This window comes from Enterovibrio calviensis DSM 14347, assembly GCF_000621165.1.
GTDB lineage: Bacteria > Pseudomonadota > Gammaproteobacteria > Enterobacterales > Vibrionaceae > Enterovibrio > Enterovibrio calviensis.
In genome coordinates this window covers 239,538-254,084 of record NZ_JHZA01000009.1, presented here as the reverse complement: position 1 = coordinate 254,084, position 14,547 = coordinate 239,538, and the positions used below count along the sequence as shown (strand labels likewise).

Sequence of the window (14,547 nt, the reverse complement as noted above, 5' to 3'; positions counted from 1 at the left end):
ACATGATGACAGTAACAAATTAACCATGTTTTCCGCAGCATTCTAAAGCGCAATCAGAAAGCCATTCGTATCATTTTTTGAACTTACTAACGAAGCGTTGGCAACGGCGACTCTCGCAAGCTCTTTGTAAGTCTAATACAAATTGGTTGATATCGCTGATTTCTGTCTGGCCTGTTTCAACAATATTGCGAGGTTTTCATCATGTTGCGATACAAGCAATGCGGTGTTCTAAGTTTCAATTGAAAGCCTGTGAACAATGCTCAGGCTTCTGTTATCATCGCGGTCTAAATATCGTCTTTGCGCGTATTGCCGCAAAGAAACTGATAACGCAATGAAGAAGGTTTGGGAGCAAAATATGGCCAGCCGTGGTGTAAACAAAGTAATTTTGATTGGCAACTTGGGCAACGATCCTGAAGTTCGCTATCTGCCAAATGGCGGTGCGGTTGCCAATTTGACTGTTGCGACCTCAGAAACGTGGCGTGACAAGAACACTGGTGAAAACAAAGAAATGACAGAGTGGCACCGTGTGGTGATGTACCGTCGTTTGGCTGAAATCGCTGGTGAATACCTGAAGAAAGGGTCAAAAGTGTACTTGGAAGGTCGTTTGCAAACACGCAAATGGCAGGGGCAAGATGGCCAAGATCGCTACACGACTGAAATCGTTGCGAATGAAATGCAAATGCTAGATAGCCGTGCTGGCGGTGGTATGGGTGGTCAGGGTCAACCTGCTCAACAAAATCCACAGCAAGGCAACTGGGGTCAACCTCAGCAGCCTGCTTATCAGCAGCAACCTGCTCAGAAGGCACCGCAGCAACCGCCTCAACAGCAAGCGCCGCAACAGTACAACGATATGCCTGACTTCGACGACGACATTCCGTTCTGAGGGTTACGTCAAACGAAAAAAGTGTCAGTCAAACCGACTCAAAAACCCCGCCTTTGCGGGGTTTTTCGTTTCTAGCGTTTGAGTTTGTTAAGACATAGGCTAAATGAAATGAATATCAAGAATGAGTCGCGCGCTCTTAGGCATCACAACAATACTTCGGTTGCTTTATTTTCCTAAACCGGAGTATTGATATGAATCACGTGATACGGAATAGCCTAAGTGTCGTGCTATCGCTTACGTGGCTTTCGATGAGTGCGTCAGCCATGACATTGGTCAGCCCTCAAATTGTTGAAGGCGAGACACTAAAAACACAACAGATATTCAATCAGTGGGATTGTCAGGGAGATAACCTATCTCCCGCATTGCAGTGGACAGATATCCCTACAGGAACAAAAAGCTTTGCAGTGACCATGTACGACCCTGATGCACCGACAGGGAGTGGCTGGTGGCATTGGGTGATGATCAACATCCCGGCAGATGTTCATCAATTGCCACTGGATGCGGGAAACGAGAACGGCAAGTTATTGCCAGCCGGCGCGCAAATGCAGAGTAATGATTTTGGATTTCACGGATTTGGTGGCGCTTGTCCTCCTCCGAAAGCATCGCCTCACAATTATCAAATCACCGTGTATGCACTCGATGTTAAAAACCTTGGTGTTCCCGTCAATGGATCTCCAGCGTTGGCGGGGTATTACATTCTTCAGCACCGATTAGGGGAAGCGCAGTTGATTGCGCCCACCAATGCCCGTAAGTAGCGGGTAATCATACTCAGTAAATAGCCTCGCTCTATCACGTAGAGCAATATGGTTGTGGCCTTGCGCGTTATCAATGCACGACTTTTTGTTTGATGAAATCAATAAACAAACGCGTCTTTGTGTGGTTGTATTCGAGCTTCGGATAGTACGCGTAAGCGGGGCTTTTGGGCTGACGCACATCAGATAAGACGGGAACAAGTAGTCCCTGATCCAGCTCTTTTCTGATGGTCACATCCCCAACCAAAATAATGCCTAATCCAGCCACTGCGGCGTTCACCAGCGCTTCGGGATTTGGCGAAACAAAGTTACCAGTCAACAGTAAGCGTCGGCCGTGTTCAAACTCATGCTCTTGAGGATGACTCGTCGAGCCATAAAGCAAGCAGTTGTGTTGCAGTAGTTGTTCGGGTTCGATTATCGGCGGATGCTGAGCAAGGTAAGTGGGAGAGGCAAAAAATCGAGGCTGAAAATCAAACAGTTTCGTTGCGATAAAGCTGGCGGAATTAAAGTCAGCCAGTTCGCGCGTAATAACAATATCCAAGTGAGGATCAGGTAATTGCCCGGGTGCCAGCGTGTGAAGCTCTACCTGTATGTTGGGGTAAGCCGCAAGAAACTCCCCGATATTGTTAACCAGCAATCGGCTCCCTGTGGCCAGCGGCGCGCCAATGCGTAAGACACCGCTGACTTCGCCATATGTCGACGTTGTTTCAGAGACCAACTGTGTCCAGTCGTCGAGTAACAACTTTCCGCGTTGGTAAAACAAGCGTCCAGCATCCGTCATCGTGAGGTTACGAGTCGTCCGTTTTAGTAGCTGCACACCCAATTGGTTTTCTAACCAAGCTAAACGCTTAGATAGCGCAGAACTTGAGGTGTTGAGCTTAGTGGCGGCTTGCGCCAATGAACCCATGTCGACAACGGTAATGTAGCTTTTTGCGCAGGTTATCCAATCCATCTCTTGATTCTTTTGGTTGAGTATCGAGTTTGCGTTCACTTTCGTTCCGTGAAGCACGATAATAACTAATTACGCGGCGTAAAAAAGCGCTATACCCAAGTAACCTGAATTGGCCGTCTTTTTCGGGGACTTGGGTATACGTTTTTAACATGCTGAACACTGAACGGCACACTCCTTGAGTTGGGTATTGAATGAGAAAAGTTGCAGGGATGAAGCTAACCAATCGGTTAGTCGCTTTCGTTACGCTAATTGTGGTCTGTGCCATGTTCGTCTTGTTTATTGGCGGGGCAGTCAGTTTCCGTAAACTGGGTACGGATTTTCTTTCTCATTACCTAAGCAAAGTGGTGGTCGAAATTGATCAGGCCATTGCGAATCCCACATCGAACGAAAATATCGGTTTATGGTTACCACAACTGTTAAAAGCCAGTGATGTTGTTGAACTGGAAATCACCAGTAAAACGGGAATGCTCTATCGTTATGAGCAAGTTCAAACGGCTGTTAAGCCGCTAGAATTGATAGAAAACCACTATGACTTGCCAAGCAACCCCGGCTTCTACATTAAAATCCGTTCTGTGCCGCCTTATGCTGACTTTGCCTACTCCATTGGCGCAATGTCTTCGTTATCTCTCGCGGTGCTTATTATCGTATTGGCGCTGTCTTGGGGGATAAAATGGTTAAGGACACAGTTGCTGGGAGCGGAACTCCTTGAGCACCGAGGGCGGTTGATCTTAGCGGGGCGAGCAGAAGACGTTCAAACTGGCGATGATAGAGAATGGCCGTCTACCGCAAGTATTGCGCTCGACCAAATGCTGATTGAGCTTCGAGATGCGCGTCAAGAACGCAGCCGTTTTGACACTTTCATTCGCACCAATACTTTCTTAGATAAGCTCACTGGCGCGGCGAACCGCGTGATGTTTGATAACCGCCTGCAAACTTTGCTGCAAGACAAAGGGGCGCAAGGTGCTGTGCTGATGTTACGCATTGGAGACTGGGAAACATTAACTCAAGAGGCCGGTAAATCAGGAGCTGATGAGTGGGTTAAAGAAGTGGGTAACGTATTATCGAATGCTATCCAACGTTTTCCTGATGCCGTTTTAGCGCGTTACTACGACACAGAGTTCGCGCTATTGTTGACGCACCAATCAGCAAAAGACGCCCGTCTTTTTGCCAATCAATTGATGAAAGCACTGGCGCGTTTGTCGCCCCCTGAGTCTTTAGAAGAAGACAATTGGGCGCACATGGGCATGACTTTTTTCAGCACTGGAGAGCGTCGTGGGCGCTTGATGGAAGAGGTCGATATGGCCAAGCGAAGTGCTGTGCTGCAAGGAAGTAATGGTTGGCATGCGTTTAAGAAAGACGTGGCTGCGGACGACGCACGAGGCAGTGTGCGTTGGAGAACCTTACTTAGCCGAGTGTTCGAAAATGGCGGGCCAGAGTTGTATCGACAAGGCGTCAAAGACAGCAGTGGTGAGTTATTACACACCGAATTGTTGGCGCGAATAAAAGATGAAAATGGACTCATCATTAAAGCGTCACGTTTCTTAAACGGTATTGAATTGGTGGGGATGAACATCACGCTTGATCGCAATGTTGTCACCAAAACGCTTCATCAATTACGCAACGGTGATGGTCGAGAAATACTGTCATTGAACATATGTGCAGAGTCTTTGCGTCAGCGCGCTTTTCAAACGTGGCTGCGAGACGTGCTATTGCAGACGCCTCGTAGTGTGCTTAATCGTATGCAATTTGAAGTGTCTGAAGGCCCATTGGTACAACACTTTGATGCGGTGCGTCCGACCTTGCGAATGATACGAGCATTGGGCTGCGCCTTGGTGGTCGATCAGGCGGGGCGCTCTGTGGTGAGTACCCACTACGTCAAAGACATTCAACCTAAGTACATTAAGCTTCATAGAAGCCTGATTCGAGATATTCATCAACGCCCTGAAAATCAGCTTTATGTTCGCAGTATGCTTGGTGCCTGTGAGCCGACATCGACAGAGGTGTTAGCCGTGGGGGTAGAGTCTGAACATGAGTGGAATGTCTTACTGCAACTTGGCGTTCAAGGCGGTCAAGGTCGTTTCCTCGGCGCGGAGCTATCTTCAAGCCCCGCCACGTTAAAACGCCAGCGCTGGCGCAAAAAATGATCTAAGTCGCGCAGTGTTTATAAAGCACTCAATTGCGTCATGAAATTGTCGCCTGCGTACTTATTTTTTGGCGGGAATTTTGATAGAGTATACTGTATGCCAAATTGGTTTTGGTGACCTTTTTTGTAACAGTATTTGAGCATCTATTAGTCGTAAATGGCCGTATCTACTCTCCTTGCGCGTTTTTCTTCATCAAGGCAGCGAAATGTTGTTAGCCTTGTCGTATCTGCCAGTCAGGTTGTCATTGGTTATCATGACCATAAAAAGGCACAGGTAGACACTCAGTCAATTTCTGGCACTGACCCTTGGACGGCTGCATTGCAGTTGTTAAATCGGCATGAGATAACCAAATCTGATCTTCATTTGGTGCTGGGGCATGGCCTTTATCAAACCCTGCTGATTGACGATCCAAAGCTGTCGCAAGAAGACATCCGCGCAGCACTGCCTTTCAAACTGAAAGACTTCTTATCTGATTCGCCTTCTGACATCGTCGCAGATGGTTTTTCATCTCCGATTGCCAACCGTTTCCAAGCGTTTGTTTGTCACAAGCAACCCTTGCTTCAGTTCAGTGCAGCACTTGAAAAGCGCCAATGTCAGCTGGTGGCAGTGTCACCCGAAGACTTGGTGCTTCGTCAGTGGACGCAACTCGACAAAACAGAAATGGTGCTGACGCGTGATAGTCAGGGCATTCTACAAATTGCGGTTTTTGACCAAGGTAAATTGTGCTTTCAGCGCCAAGTACGAGGCATGCTGTTTGAGGGCGACCAATTACCTCCTTTGGTGATAGACGAACTCGCACTAGAAATTCAACGTTCGCTCGATTACCTGCGCTCGCAGCTCAAGCATGCCCAAGTGGGTGGTTTGGTTGTCAGCGTAAACGGCGTTGATGATACTGAGTTAGCTTTTCAGCTTTCCTCCCGACTGTCGGTGTCAGTGCGACCACAGACTTTGTTTGAATCAGGCGATCACCACCAACACGTTGCCTTGGCGGCTCTTGAACGAGATTGTTCGCCTGACATCAACCTTTTCAGTGACGATCTCTCGCCAAGCAGCGCACTGCTTACCTTTGAAAAGATGCTATTGGTCTGGGGGCTGACAGGGCTATTGATTGTGTTAGTGGCTGCTTACCAACAATGGCAAGTGTCGCAATCGAACGAGGCGTTAGAAACTGCGACGCAATCGCGCAGCACGGCGGAGTCTACATCGAATCAACTTAATGAACAGTTGGCACTCCATGTGCCATCGCTAAGTATGGTGAACGACGTCAACCGTGCCGAAGCGGCGATTGCATCAAAGCAAAAAGCCCTTGAAGCGGTAGCGGTTCATGACGCCGCTTTGCAGCAAGGTTATGCCTCTGTTTTCCGTGCGCTATCTGATCTATCACGCCGAGATATTTCTGTGTCTGACATTGCGATAGGCAGAGACACGCTCGACATTAAAGGATTGGCGGCGACACCTTCTTCTGTTCCTGCATGGCTACAAAGCTTTCAAACGCAACAACCGCTATCTGGACGTGTGTTTGAACAAATGGCGTTAACGCGTGATGAAAAGGAACGTCTTGTGTTTAGTTTGAATGCAAAACGCGAGAAAGGAGAGGCTCAGAAATGAATGCATTGATCGAACGCTTAAAGCAAGGCTTCGATGGGCTTTCTCCTCGTGAACAGTGGCTTATCGCATTGGCCGGTTGGGGGATCATCTTGGCCATTGGCGTGTTGTTATTTATCGAGCCGATGACGAAAACCCTGAATCAGCTAAATGCACAAGTCGCGCAACAACAGCAAAGTACGAAAGATTTTTCGACCCTCAATCAACTTAAACAAGAAAAGTTGAGTGTGTCACCCAATGCCGAACTGGAACAACAGTTAGCAGATTTATCACAAGAACTTGCTGACCTTGATGCGCGCATGGCGGACAAAGTCGAAGGTCTAGTGAACGCAGACAAAATGGCGGGTTTGATGGAAAGCGTGTTGAAGCAATCCGATCGTTTGACATTGCTATCTATGGTGTCGATGCCAGCGCAACAGCTGACACATACCGATGACGCTGGCTATTTCATTCATCCCATCGAATTAACGCTCAAAGGTCGGTATTTCGACATCGTGGAATATTTGGCGGCACTTGAAGCCCTACCTGTGAAGTATTACTGGAAGCAGGTCAATTATCGTGTCACTGAGTACCCTTGGGCTGAAGTGACTTTGCAGGTTTATACCTTGGGTGAAAGCGCCGTGTTTATTGGAGGCGCGAATGAAAGCGTTGAGTAAATGGGTCGCCATTATTGCCTTCACCTCCGTGCCATTTATGGTTTTCGCACAGAGCGACCCCACGGCCCCGTTAGGCTATGAAGCACCCAATAAAACCACCAAAACGAAGACCTATCGCCTACCTCGTTTGGATGCCATTTTGTGTGGCAGCAACAATACGTGTTCGGCTGTGATTAATGGGCGAAGTATCAGCAAAGGTCAGTCAATTAACGGCTATTTCGTCAGCGCAATTCATGACAACAGTGTGACGCTAAAACGCGGACAGCGTCATTGGTCACTGACAGTATTTAATGAGCAGGTAGTACAGTGAATAAGATGAATTTTTTGAATAAACCACTGATAGTCTTCATTACTAGTCTGCTTTTGTCTGCATGCCAAAGTGTTGGGCATAACCAACCGACAGAAGTACAAGAAGCGCTAAACCAAGCTTACGCGCAAAACAGCGGGCAGCCTTTGGCTGATTTACCCGATGCTGTGTCTCTCGATCTTATGGGCGATTTTTCCGATGTGTCCGGTAGCGGAGAGGTCATGGAAAACCGCTTGCGCATTAATGCCAATCACGTTGATGCAAAAGCCTTTTTCGGCAGCTTAGTGCAAGGCACTAACTACAACCTTGTGATGCACCCAGATGTCAGCGGTAAAGTCACGGTGTCGCTAAAAGACGTCACCGTCGCGGAAGCACTCGATGTGGTGTCCGATATTTACGGCTATAACGTGGAAATTCAAGGGAGCTTAATTCAAGTGTTCCCCGCCACGCTTCGCACTGAAACCTTCCCTGTTGATTACTTGCAACTGCAACGCTCAGGCGTCTCGCTGACGTCGATCAGCACGGGCGCGATGTCTACCGATTCGAGCTCATCAAGTGGCGACGGCGAAAGCACGGAGCGAGCTTCTGTGCCAACCGGCGGCACGATCATCGAAACGCGTTCAGAAAGCAGCTTTTGGGTACAACTTGAGCGTGCGGTCGGCGCAATGATCGGCTCAGGTGACGGGCGCAGCATTGTGGTTTCTCCGCAAGCGAGCTTAATCACCGTGAAGGCTTATCCGAATGAACTGCGTGAAGTGAAACGCTTCCTCGCTGCATCGCAAAAACGTTTGAAGCGTCAGGTCATTCTAGAAGCGAAAATCCTCGAAGTGACGCTGAGTGATGGTTATCAGCAAGGCGTGAATTGGTCCAACATCAGCCAGTCGATAGGCAGCGGTGGCATCAGCGTAAGCCGCCCTGTTTCTGATCTTGCCGGTGATTTGATTTCCAATGTGATTGGCGGTCAAACCAACGTGACGATCACCGATGGTCATTTTGATGCAGTGCTAAGTTTCCTTGATACGCAAGGGGATGTGAACGTGCTGTCTAGCCCACGAGTGACGGCGGCGAACAATCAAAAAGCCGTGATCAAAGTGGGTGGCGATGAGTATTTCGTGACTGACATTTCTTCAAGTGATTCATCCGGTGATAACTCTGAATCAGGCCCAAACATTGAACTAACGCCATTCTTCTCCGGTATCTCGCTGGATGTCACGCCACAAATTGACGATGACAATGGTGTGTTGCTGCACGTTCACCCTGCCGTTATTGATGTGGTGACAGAAGAGAAAACCATTCAACTGGGCAGCGCTTCTCAGCCTTACGTTTTGCCATTGGCGAAGACCTCAATCCGAGAGTCTGACTCGATTATCCATGCTCGCTCGGGCGATGTGGTGGTGATCGGTGGCTTGATGAAATCGAGCTATGAAGAAATGGTGTCCAAGGTCCCTTTGCTTGGTGATATCCCTGGGCTGGGTCATTTCTTCCGTAACGTGAACCGCATGAAACAAAAAACCGAGTTGGTGATTTTGCTGCAACCCTCAGTGGTCGGAGAGCAAACGTGGCAAGAAGAAATTCAGCGCTCACGTGATCTGCTCAATGATTGGTTCCCTGAAAACTAACCATTACTGAATGCACATGTATTTGGAACACTTTGGCCTCAATGCCTCTCCATTCAGCCTAACGCCGGACACTCGACGCTTTTTCGGTGTCCGCTCGCACGTGGACGCCATTAATACCTGCGTCTCTGCAATGGAAATGGGGGAAGGCTTGGTCAAGGTGACGGGCGAAGTGGGTACAGGAAAAACCATGGTGTGTCGCCTGCTGGTCAAAGCGCTGTCGGCATCATTTACGTTGGTCTTTTTACCCAACCCTGCAAATACCGTCGCCAGCTTGCACCGCATGATTGCCGATGAACTTCGCATTGATAGCGATTTGCCATCAGACCGCTTATTGAGTGCTATCCAACGTGCTGCTATTGACGCTGCACATCAAGAAAAGAGAGTGGTGATCTTGTGCGATGAAGCGCAGACACTGCCTGATGATGTGCTTGAAGCCATTCGATTGCTCGGCAACTTGGAAACGGAGCAACACAAGCTGATCCAATTGATCATGCTGGGCCAACCCGAACTTGATGAGCGTTTATCACAGCACAACATGCGCCAATTGCTACAACGTATTAGTTTCAGTGCGCAGCTCGTGCCGCTGACCTTTGCAGAAGCTTCTGCCTATATCGATCATCGTCTGAAAGAGCAGGGCGCTTCAGCGCGTTTGTTTAGCGTCTGGACGAAGCGACGAATTTGGGTTGCAAGCCACGGTATTCCCCGTTTGGTGCATCAGCTTTGCCATAAAGCATTGTTACTGAGCTACGGGAAAGGACAACGCAAAGTGTCTAGCCATGCTGTGCGCTTAGCCATTAAAGACACCCCGCTCGCCAAGCAGCATTCTGCGCTGCATGCGTTGTGGGGCTAGGACATCACATGAGTGAATTAAACCGAATGCTGAGCGACCTTTCATCGCCAGAGAGCAACCCAAACCGAGTCGCCCCTGTCGCGATCCCATCCGTGTGGGGATTTCGCTTTGCACGTGTTGCGTTAGCGCTGGTTGCCACCTTGGTGGGAGCGACCGGAATATCATGGGCATGGGTGAGTGGTGATCATAAGACGGATGTGGCCTCGGCGCAGCTATTGCCAACAAAACAGAATGTGGCGATGGATGAATCCACCTCGGCAATGATCCCGACACCCAACGTGCACTCTTCAATGCCATCACCGACACAAAAAGTGGCGACCCGTGAGATGCGCTTTGTGGAAGCGAAAGCCCCTGAGGTTGTGGCATCTCCAACTGGCATCGCGATGGGTATCGAGACGGTAGCAACTCAGATCATTGAACCAGCATTACTGGAGCGTGAGCCTGTGTTGATTGCGCAAGTTCAAACTGCACCTGTAAAAGCTGCACCAGTCGAAGCTGCGCCAGTCAAAGCTGCACCTATGAAAGATGCGCCAACGAAAATCGCCGCGGTATCTGAACCCAAACCCGTCGTGCCGGTGCAAGAACAAAGCGCTTCTTCGGCGGTAACGCCAGAGTCATCACTCACCGTGGAAACCATTGAGTTATCCGGTGAAGAGCTAGCGGCGATTGCCTACGACAAAGCCCAAAAGCGCGCACAGGTCGGAGACACCAAAAAGGCCACCTCTTACCTGCGCGATGCCGTGAAATACGACGCTAACCACGTTGCAGCGACCAACCAACTGGCGGGCTTGTTATATGGCCGTAATCAGTTGCGTGATGCGGAATCCGTATTGCGAAAGGGGATCAGCGCCAACCCGTCTTCAGCATCGCTAAAACTGACGTTGGCACGCATGTACCAGCAAAGTCAGCGCGAAGAATCCGCACTCAATGTGCTGATGGCTCCTGCGAGTGTTTTAGATAGCGATCAGGTTCGCTATGTGTCTCTGCGTGCATCCTTGGCGCAAAAGCTCGGGAAGCATGACGTAGCCAATCAAAGCTACCAATGGCTCGCAGAGCGTGAACCGTTGGATGGTCGCTGGTGGCTGGGGCTCGGCATTTCTGCTGAACGTCAAAAAGATTATGCCAATGCAGAGCGTGGCTATGGCAAAGCGATCACCGCGGGTGGTTTGAGCAACGAGTCGGTGCAATTTGCCCGTCAACGTTTGGCCTACCTACAAAGCCAGCCGCAACAAGGAGCAGACAATGGCCGTTAAACTGCGAAAGCGTCTGGGTGACTTGCTCGTTGAAGACCACATTATTACCGAGGCAAACCTAACAGCAGCGCTGAATCGCCAGTCGGAAACCGGCAATAAGCTGGGCGATACCCTCATTGAAATGGGTATCTTGTCTGAAAGCAAAATGCTGGACTTCCTTGCCCGCCAACTCGGCGTGCCTTTGATTGATCTCAGCTTGACCCAAGTCGATCCGAACGCGGTGAGTTTGTTACCTGAAGTACATGCTCGCCGATTGCGTGCCTTGGTGATTGGCCGCATTGGTAACACTGTGCGCGTTGCCATGTCGGATCCCGCGGATCTGACGGCGCAAGAGAGTGTCCTCAACCTATTGCATCAATATCAAGTTGAGCTGTTGATTGCCGCAGAGCAATCGTTGATCAATGCGTTCGATCGTTACTATCGTCGTACCAGCGATATCGCATCATTTGCAGAGCGACTGCAAGCCGAACACGGCGTGAAGCTAGAACAAAGCTTCGGGACAGAAGACGAGCAGTCCGATGAAGTCACCGTCGTTAAGCTGATTAACTCTTTGTTTGAAGATGCGGTGCAAGTGAACGCGTCGGATATTCACATCGAGCCAGACGCCGATGCGCTGCGTATTCGCCAACGTATCGATGGCGTGTTGCATGAAACCCTATTAAAAGAGCGCGCCATTGCATCAGCATTGGTTCTGCGTTTGAAGCTCATGAGCGGCATGGATATCTCCGAGAAGCGTTTACCGCAAGACGGACGATTCAACCTTAACGTGCGTGGCAACGCCATTGATGTGCGTGTGTCCACGTTGCCAGTGCAACATGGCGAGTCCGTGGTGATGCGTTTGCTGAACCAATCTGCGGGTGTATTGCAGTTGGAAGAAGTGGGCATGGACGCGCAGATGCTGCAGCGTTTTCGCGGTCAGCTTCGTCGTCCGCACGGCATGATTTTGGTCACGGGGCCGACTGGCTCCGGTAAAACCACCACACTTTATGGCGCACTGAATGAACTGAACGTGCCGGGCAAAAAGATCCTGACGGCGGAAGATCCGGTGGAATACCGCTTGCCACGTATCAGCCAAGTTCAGATCGCCAGCAAGATCGGCCTGACGTTCTCGTCAGCGCTGCGTACTTTCTTGCGCCAAGATCCCGATATCATTCTGGTTGGTGAAATGCGAGATCTTGAAACCGTTGAAATCGGCCTTCGCGCTGCACTTACCGGTCACTTGGTGCTCTCGACTTTGCACACCAATAACGCCATCGACAGTTCATTGCGACTGTTGGACATGGAAGCGCCTGGCTATTTGGTTGCGAGTGCGGTTCGCGCCGTATTGGCCCAGCGATTGATCCGTCGAATTTGCCCTGATTGCAAAGTGCCCCATGCGACTGAAGACATGGAAACCATGTGGCTGACCACGATTCAACCCAACATGGTGAACCAAGGTTTCTACAAAGGCCGAGGCTGCCAGACCTGTAACTTTACGGGTTACAAAGGCCGGATCGGTGTGTTTGAGCTTCTGGAAATTACCCCGGATTTGATGGATGCACTGCGCGCGAATGACACCCAAACCTTCGCCATGCTGGCGGAGCGACAGGCTGGCTACAAGCCTTTGGTTCACAGTGCATTAGAGTTCGCACAGCAAGGACAAACCTCGCTGGAAGAAGCGATGAAGCTTTCTGAAGCCGCGTCATTGTCGATGGCGAGTGCGTAATGGCGCGCTATCGCTACACGGCGCGAGATGCCAAAGGCAAACGCATCACCGCGGTATTGGATGCCGCGACGGAGAGCGAAGCCATCGCCTCGATTGGCGATTTGGGCATGATATTGCTCTCTCTTGAGCCGACTAAAGCGAGCGTGAAAAAAGCGTCAACGCCCCTGTTTCAGCGCAAAGTGAAGCTGGAATCTGTGGTGGTGTTTTGTCGCCAAATGTACAGCCTAACCAAAGCGGGCGTGCCTTTACTTCGTGCAATCAAGGGTTTGTCACAAAGCACCACAGATAAAGCGTTGAAAGACGCCCTCGAAAGCGTCGGTAATGAGCTTTCCAATGGTCGCCCAATGTCTGCTGCGATGCGCGATCACGGACATGTGTTTAGTGAGCTGTTTGTGTCCTTGATCCAAGTGGGTGAGAACACGGGTCGATTGGATGAGGCCATGTTGCAGCTCGCGGAATACTACGAGCAAGAAATGGAAACCCGCCGACGCATTAAATCGGCGCTGCGTTACCCCACGTTTGTATTGATGGTGATCGTGGCGGCAATGGCGTTTTTGAACGTCAAAGTCGTGCCACAGTTTGCGGGTATGTTTGCCAAGTTTGGTTCAGATTTACCGCTGCCAACCAAGATCTTGATGGCGACATCGAGCTTCTTTGTCGATTTTTGGTGGCTGATTGTGTTCTCCACCGCGTGCCTGTTTATGGGCTGGCATTTGTGGAAGCAAACCGACAACGGTCGCGTGAAGTGGGACCAATTCAAACTGCGCATCCCTTTGGTGGGGCCCTTGGTCAACCGCGCTTTAATGTCGCGCTTTTCTCGCACCTTTGCCTTGATGCTACGCGCTGGCGTGCCGCTTAACACGGCGCTGCAAATGTCTGGCGAAGCGTTAGATAACCACTTCCTCGCCGCAGAAGTGGACAAAATGAAGGCGGCGATTGAATCAGGTATCAACCTGAGCTCGGTCACCGCAGACAGCAAGCTATTTACGCCGCTGGTACACCAGATGATCCAAGTCGGCGAAGAAACCGGCCAGATCGATACCCTGTTGCTGGAAGCGAGTGATTTCTATGATCGCGAAGTGGATTACAACCTGAAAACACTGTCGGCGCGCATGGAGCCTATTTTGCTATTGATCGTGGCGGGCATGGTACTGATCCTCGCGCTCGGTATTTTCTTGCCGATGTGGAACATGCTCGATCTGATCCGCGGCGGCTAAATGCATTGGCTTTTTAGGTTCAGAAATAGCAGTGCAAACCAGTGGGCGCTGCTGACCTTGATTATTGGCTGCTTGGTGATTGCGGGTATTCCGGTTTTCGAGCGCGTGATGCAGTTTGCCGATGACGTGGAGTTTCGTTATCTCGCCAATGCGTTTGAAGGCTCTGCCCAAAACATACAAATGCGATCAGCATTAAAAACAGAGAATAAACAAAGCGATATCGTTACTGTTGATAATGTTAATTTCAGAATGACGCAAAGTAACCAAACGCAAAATGGCTTTCCGTTTGCACTGGAAAATGGCGCGAAACAACTTAGCGACTTAACCGCCGACGATTGCGGAGCGCTATTTAGCCAATTGACTGACCAGTCTTATTGGTTAGAGACAGATACACGGCCGGAGGCACTAAAAAGCCCTCAGCCAACAGTTCGTGCAGTGGTGATTCAGGATACAGATAACCTGCTTCCCTATTGTCGATTTGAAAGACCGGTTCGCACCGGATTTTGGAGAGATGGTGAGTCCGACTTTTTGGATCACCATGTTTTTACTTACTACCCGGTGACTGGCCGCGTAGAGGTTTTGAGAGAAAATCAGGAGAAATAGA

The 14,547-nt window shown here is 49.9% G+C and carries 13 protein-coding genes; 12 read left to right on the top strand and 1 reads right to left on the bottom strand.

The features are described 5' to 3' along the window. The first annotated feature begins 355 nt into the window (after positions 1–355). Positions 356–883 carry a single-stranded DNA-binding protein gene (locus Q365_RS0109695; RefSeq protein ID WP_028023164.1) on the top strand — a complete coding sequence of 176 codons (528 nt, stop codon included), beginning with the start codon at positions 356–358 and terminating at the stop codon, positions 881–883. Positions 884–1,074: 191 nt separating this feature from the next. Next, positions 1,075–1,638, top strand: a complete 564-nt coding sequence (locus tag Q365_RS0109690; protein ID WP_028023163.1) for a YbhB/YbcL family Raf kinase inhibitor-like protein — start codon at positions 1,075–1,077, stop codon at positions 1,636–1,638. Between the two features lie 70 nt (positions 1,639–1,708). On the opposite strand, the gene Q365_RS0109685 is transcribed toward Q365_RS0109690, so the two are convergent. Then, on the bottom strand, positions 1,709–2,587 hold the full coding sequence (locus tag Q365_RS0109685; RefSeq protein WP_028023162.1) for a LysR family transcriptional regulator: 879 nt from the start codon (positions 2,585–2,587) through the stop codon (positions 1,709–1,711). Positions 2,588–2,778: 191 nt separating this feature from the next. On the opposite strand from Q365_RS0109685, the gene csrD reads away from it, so the two are divergent. The 10 genes from csrD (at position 2,779) to Q365_RS0109630 (ending at position 14,546) form a co-directional block, all read left to right on the top strand. After that, complete coding sequence (gene csrD / locus Q365_RS0109680) at positions 2,779–4,731, top strand: RNase E specificity factor CsrD (protein WP_028023161.1); 1,953 nt, start codon at positions 2,779–2,781, stop codon at positions 4,729–4,731. 156 nt (positions 4,732–4,887) lie between these two features. After that, the gene (locus Q365_RS0109670; RefSeq protein ID WP_028023160.1) at positions 4,888–6,339 is read left to right on the top strand and encodes a type IV pilus biogenesis protein PilM; all 1,452 of its coding nucleotides are present in this window, start codon (positions 4,888–4,890) and stop codon (positions 6,337–6,339) included. Then, on the top strand, positions 6,336–6,992 hold the full coding sequence (gspM, locus tag Q365_RS0109665; RefSeq protein ID WP_028023159.1) for a type II secretion system protein GspM: 657 nt from the start codon (positions 6,336–6,338) through the stop codon (positions 6,990–6,992). Before Q365_RS0109670 ends, gspM begins: the two co-directional genes overlap by 4 nt. Further along, entirely contained in the window at positions 6,976–7,302 is a 327-nt protein-coding gene (locus tag Q365_RS0109660; RefSeq protein ID WP_028023158.1) for a hypothetical protein, read from the top strand. The genes gspM and Q365_RS0109660 overlap by 17 nt, the downstream gene beginning before the upstream one ends. 5 nt (positions 7,303–7,307) lie before the next feature. Next, positions 7,308–8,918: a pilus (MSHA type) biogenesis protein MshL gene (gene mshL, locus Q365_RS0109655; protein WP_035024739.1), complete on the top strand. Its 1,611-nt coding sequence runs from the start codon at positions 7,308–7,310 to the stop codon at positions 8,916–8,918. Between the two features lie 16 nt (positions 8,919–8,934). Continuing rightward, complete coding sequence (locus Q365_RS0109650; RefSeq protein WP_028023156.1) at positions 8,935–9,768, top strand: ExeA family protein; 834 nt, start codon at positions 8,935–8,937, stop codon at positions 9,766–9,768. An 8-nt stretch (positions 9,769–9,776) separates the two neighbouring features. Next, complete coding sequence (locus tag Q365_RS0109645) at positions 9,777–11,021, top strand: tetratricopeptide repeat protein (RefSeq protein ID WP_028023155.1); 1,245 nt, start codon at positions 9,777–9,779, stop codon at positions 11,019–11,021. Further along, the gene (locus Q365_RS0109640; RefSeq protein ID WP_028023154.1) at positions 11,011–12,726 is read left to right on the top strand and encodes a GspE/PulE family protein; all 1,716 of its coding nucleotides are present in this window, start codon (positions 11,011–11,013) and stop codon (positions 12,724–12,726) included. The genes Q365_RS0109645 and Q365_RS0109640 overlap by 11 nt, the downstream gene beginning before the upstream one ends. Further along, positions 12,726–13,943 carry a type II secretion system F family protein gene (locus Q365_RS0109635; RefSeq protein ID WP_028023153.1) on the top strand — a complete coding sequence of 406 codons (1,218 nt, stop codon included), beginning with the start codon at positions 12,726–12,728 and terminating at the stop codon, positions 13,941–13,943. Before Q365_RS0109640 ends, Q365_RS0109635 begins: the two co-directional genes overlap by 1 nt. Continuing rightward, on the top strand, positions 13,944–14,546 hold the full coding sequence (locus Q365_RS0109630) for a hypothetical protein (protein ID WP_028023152.1): 603 nt from the start codon (positions 13,944–13,946) through the stop codon (positions 14,544–14,546). The last annotated feature ends 1 nt before the right edge of the window (position 14,547 follow it).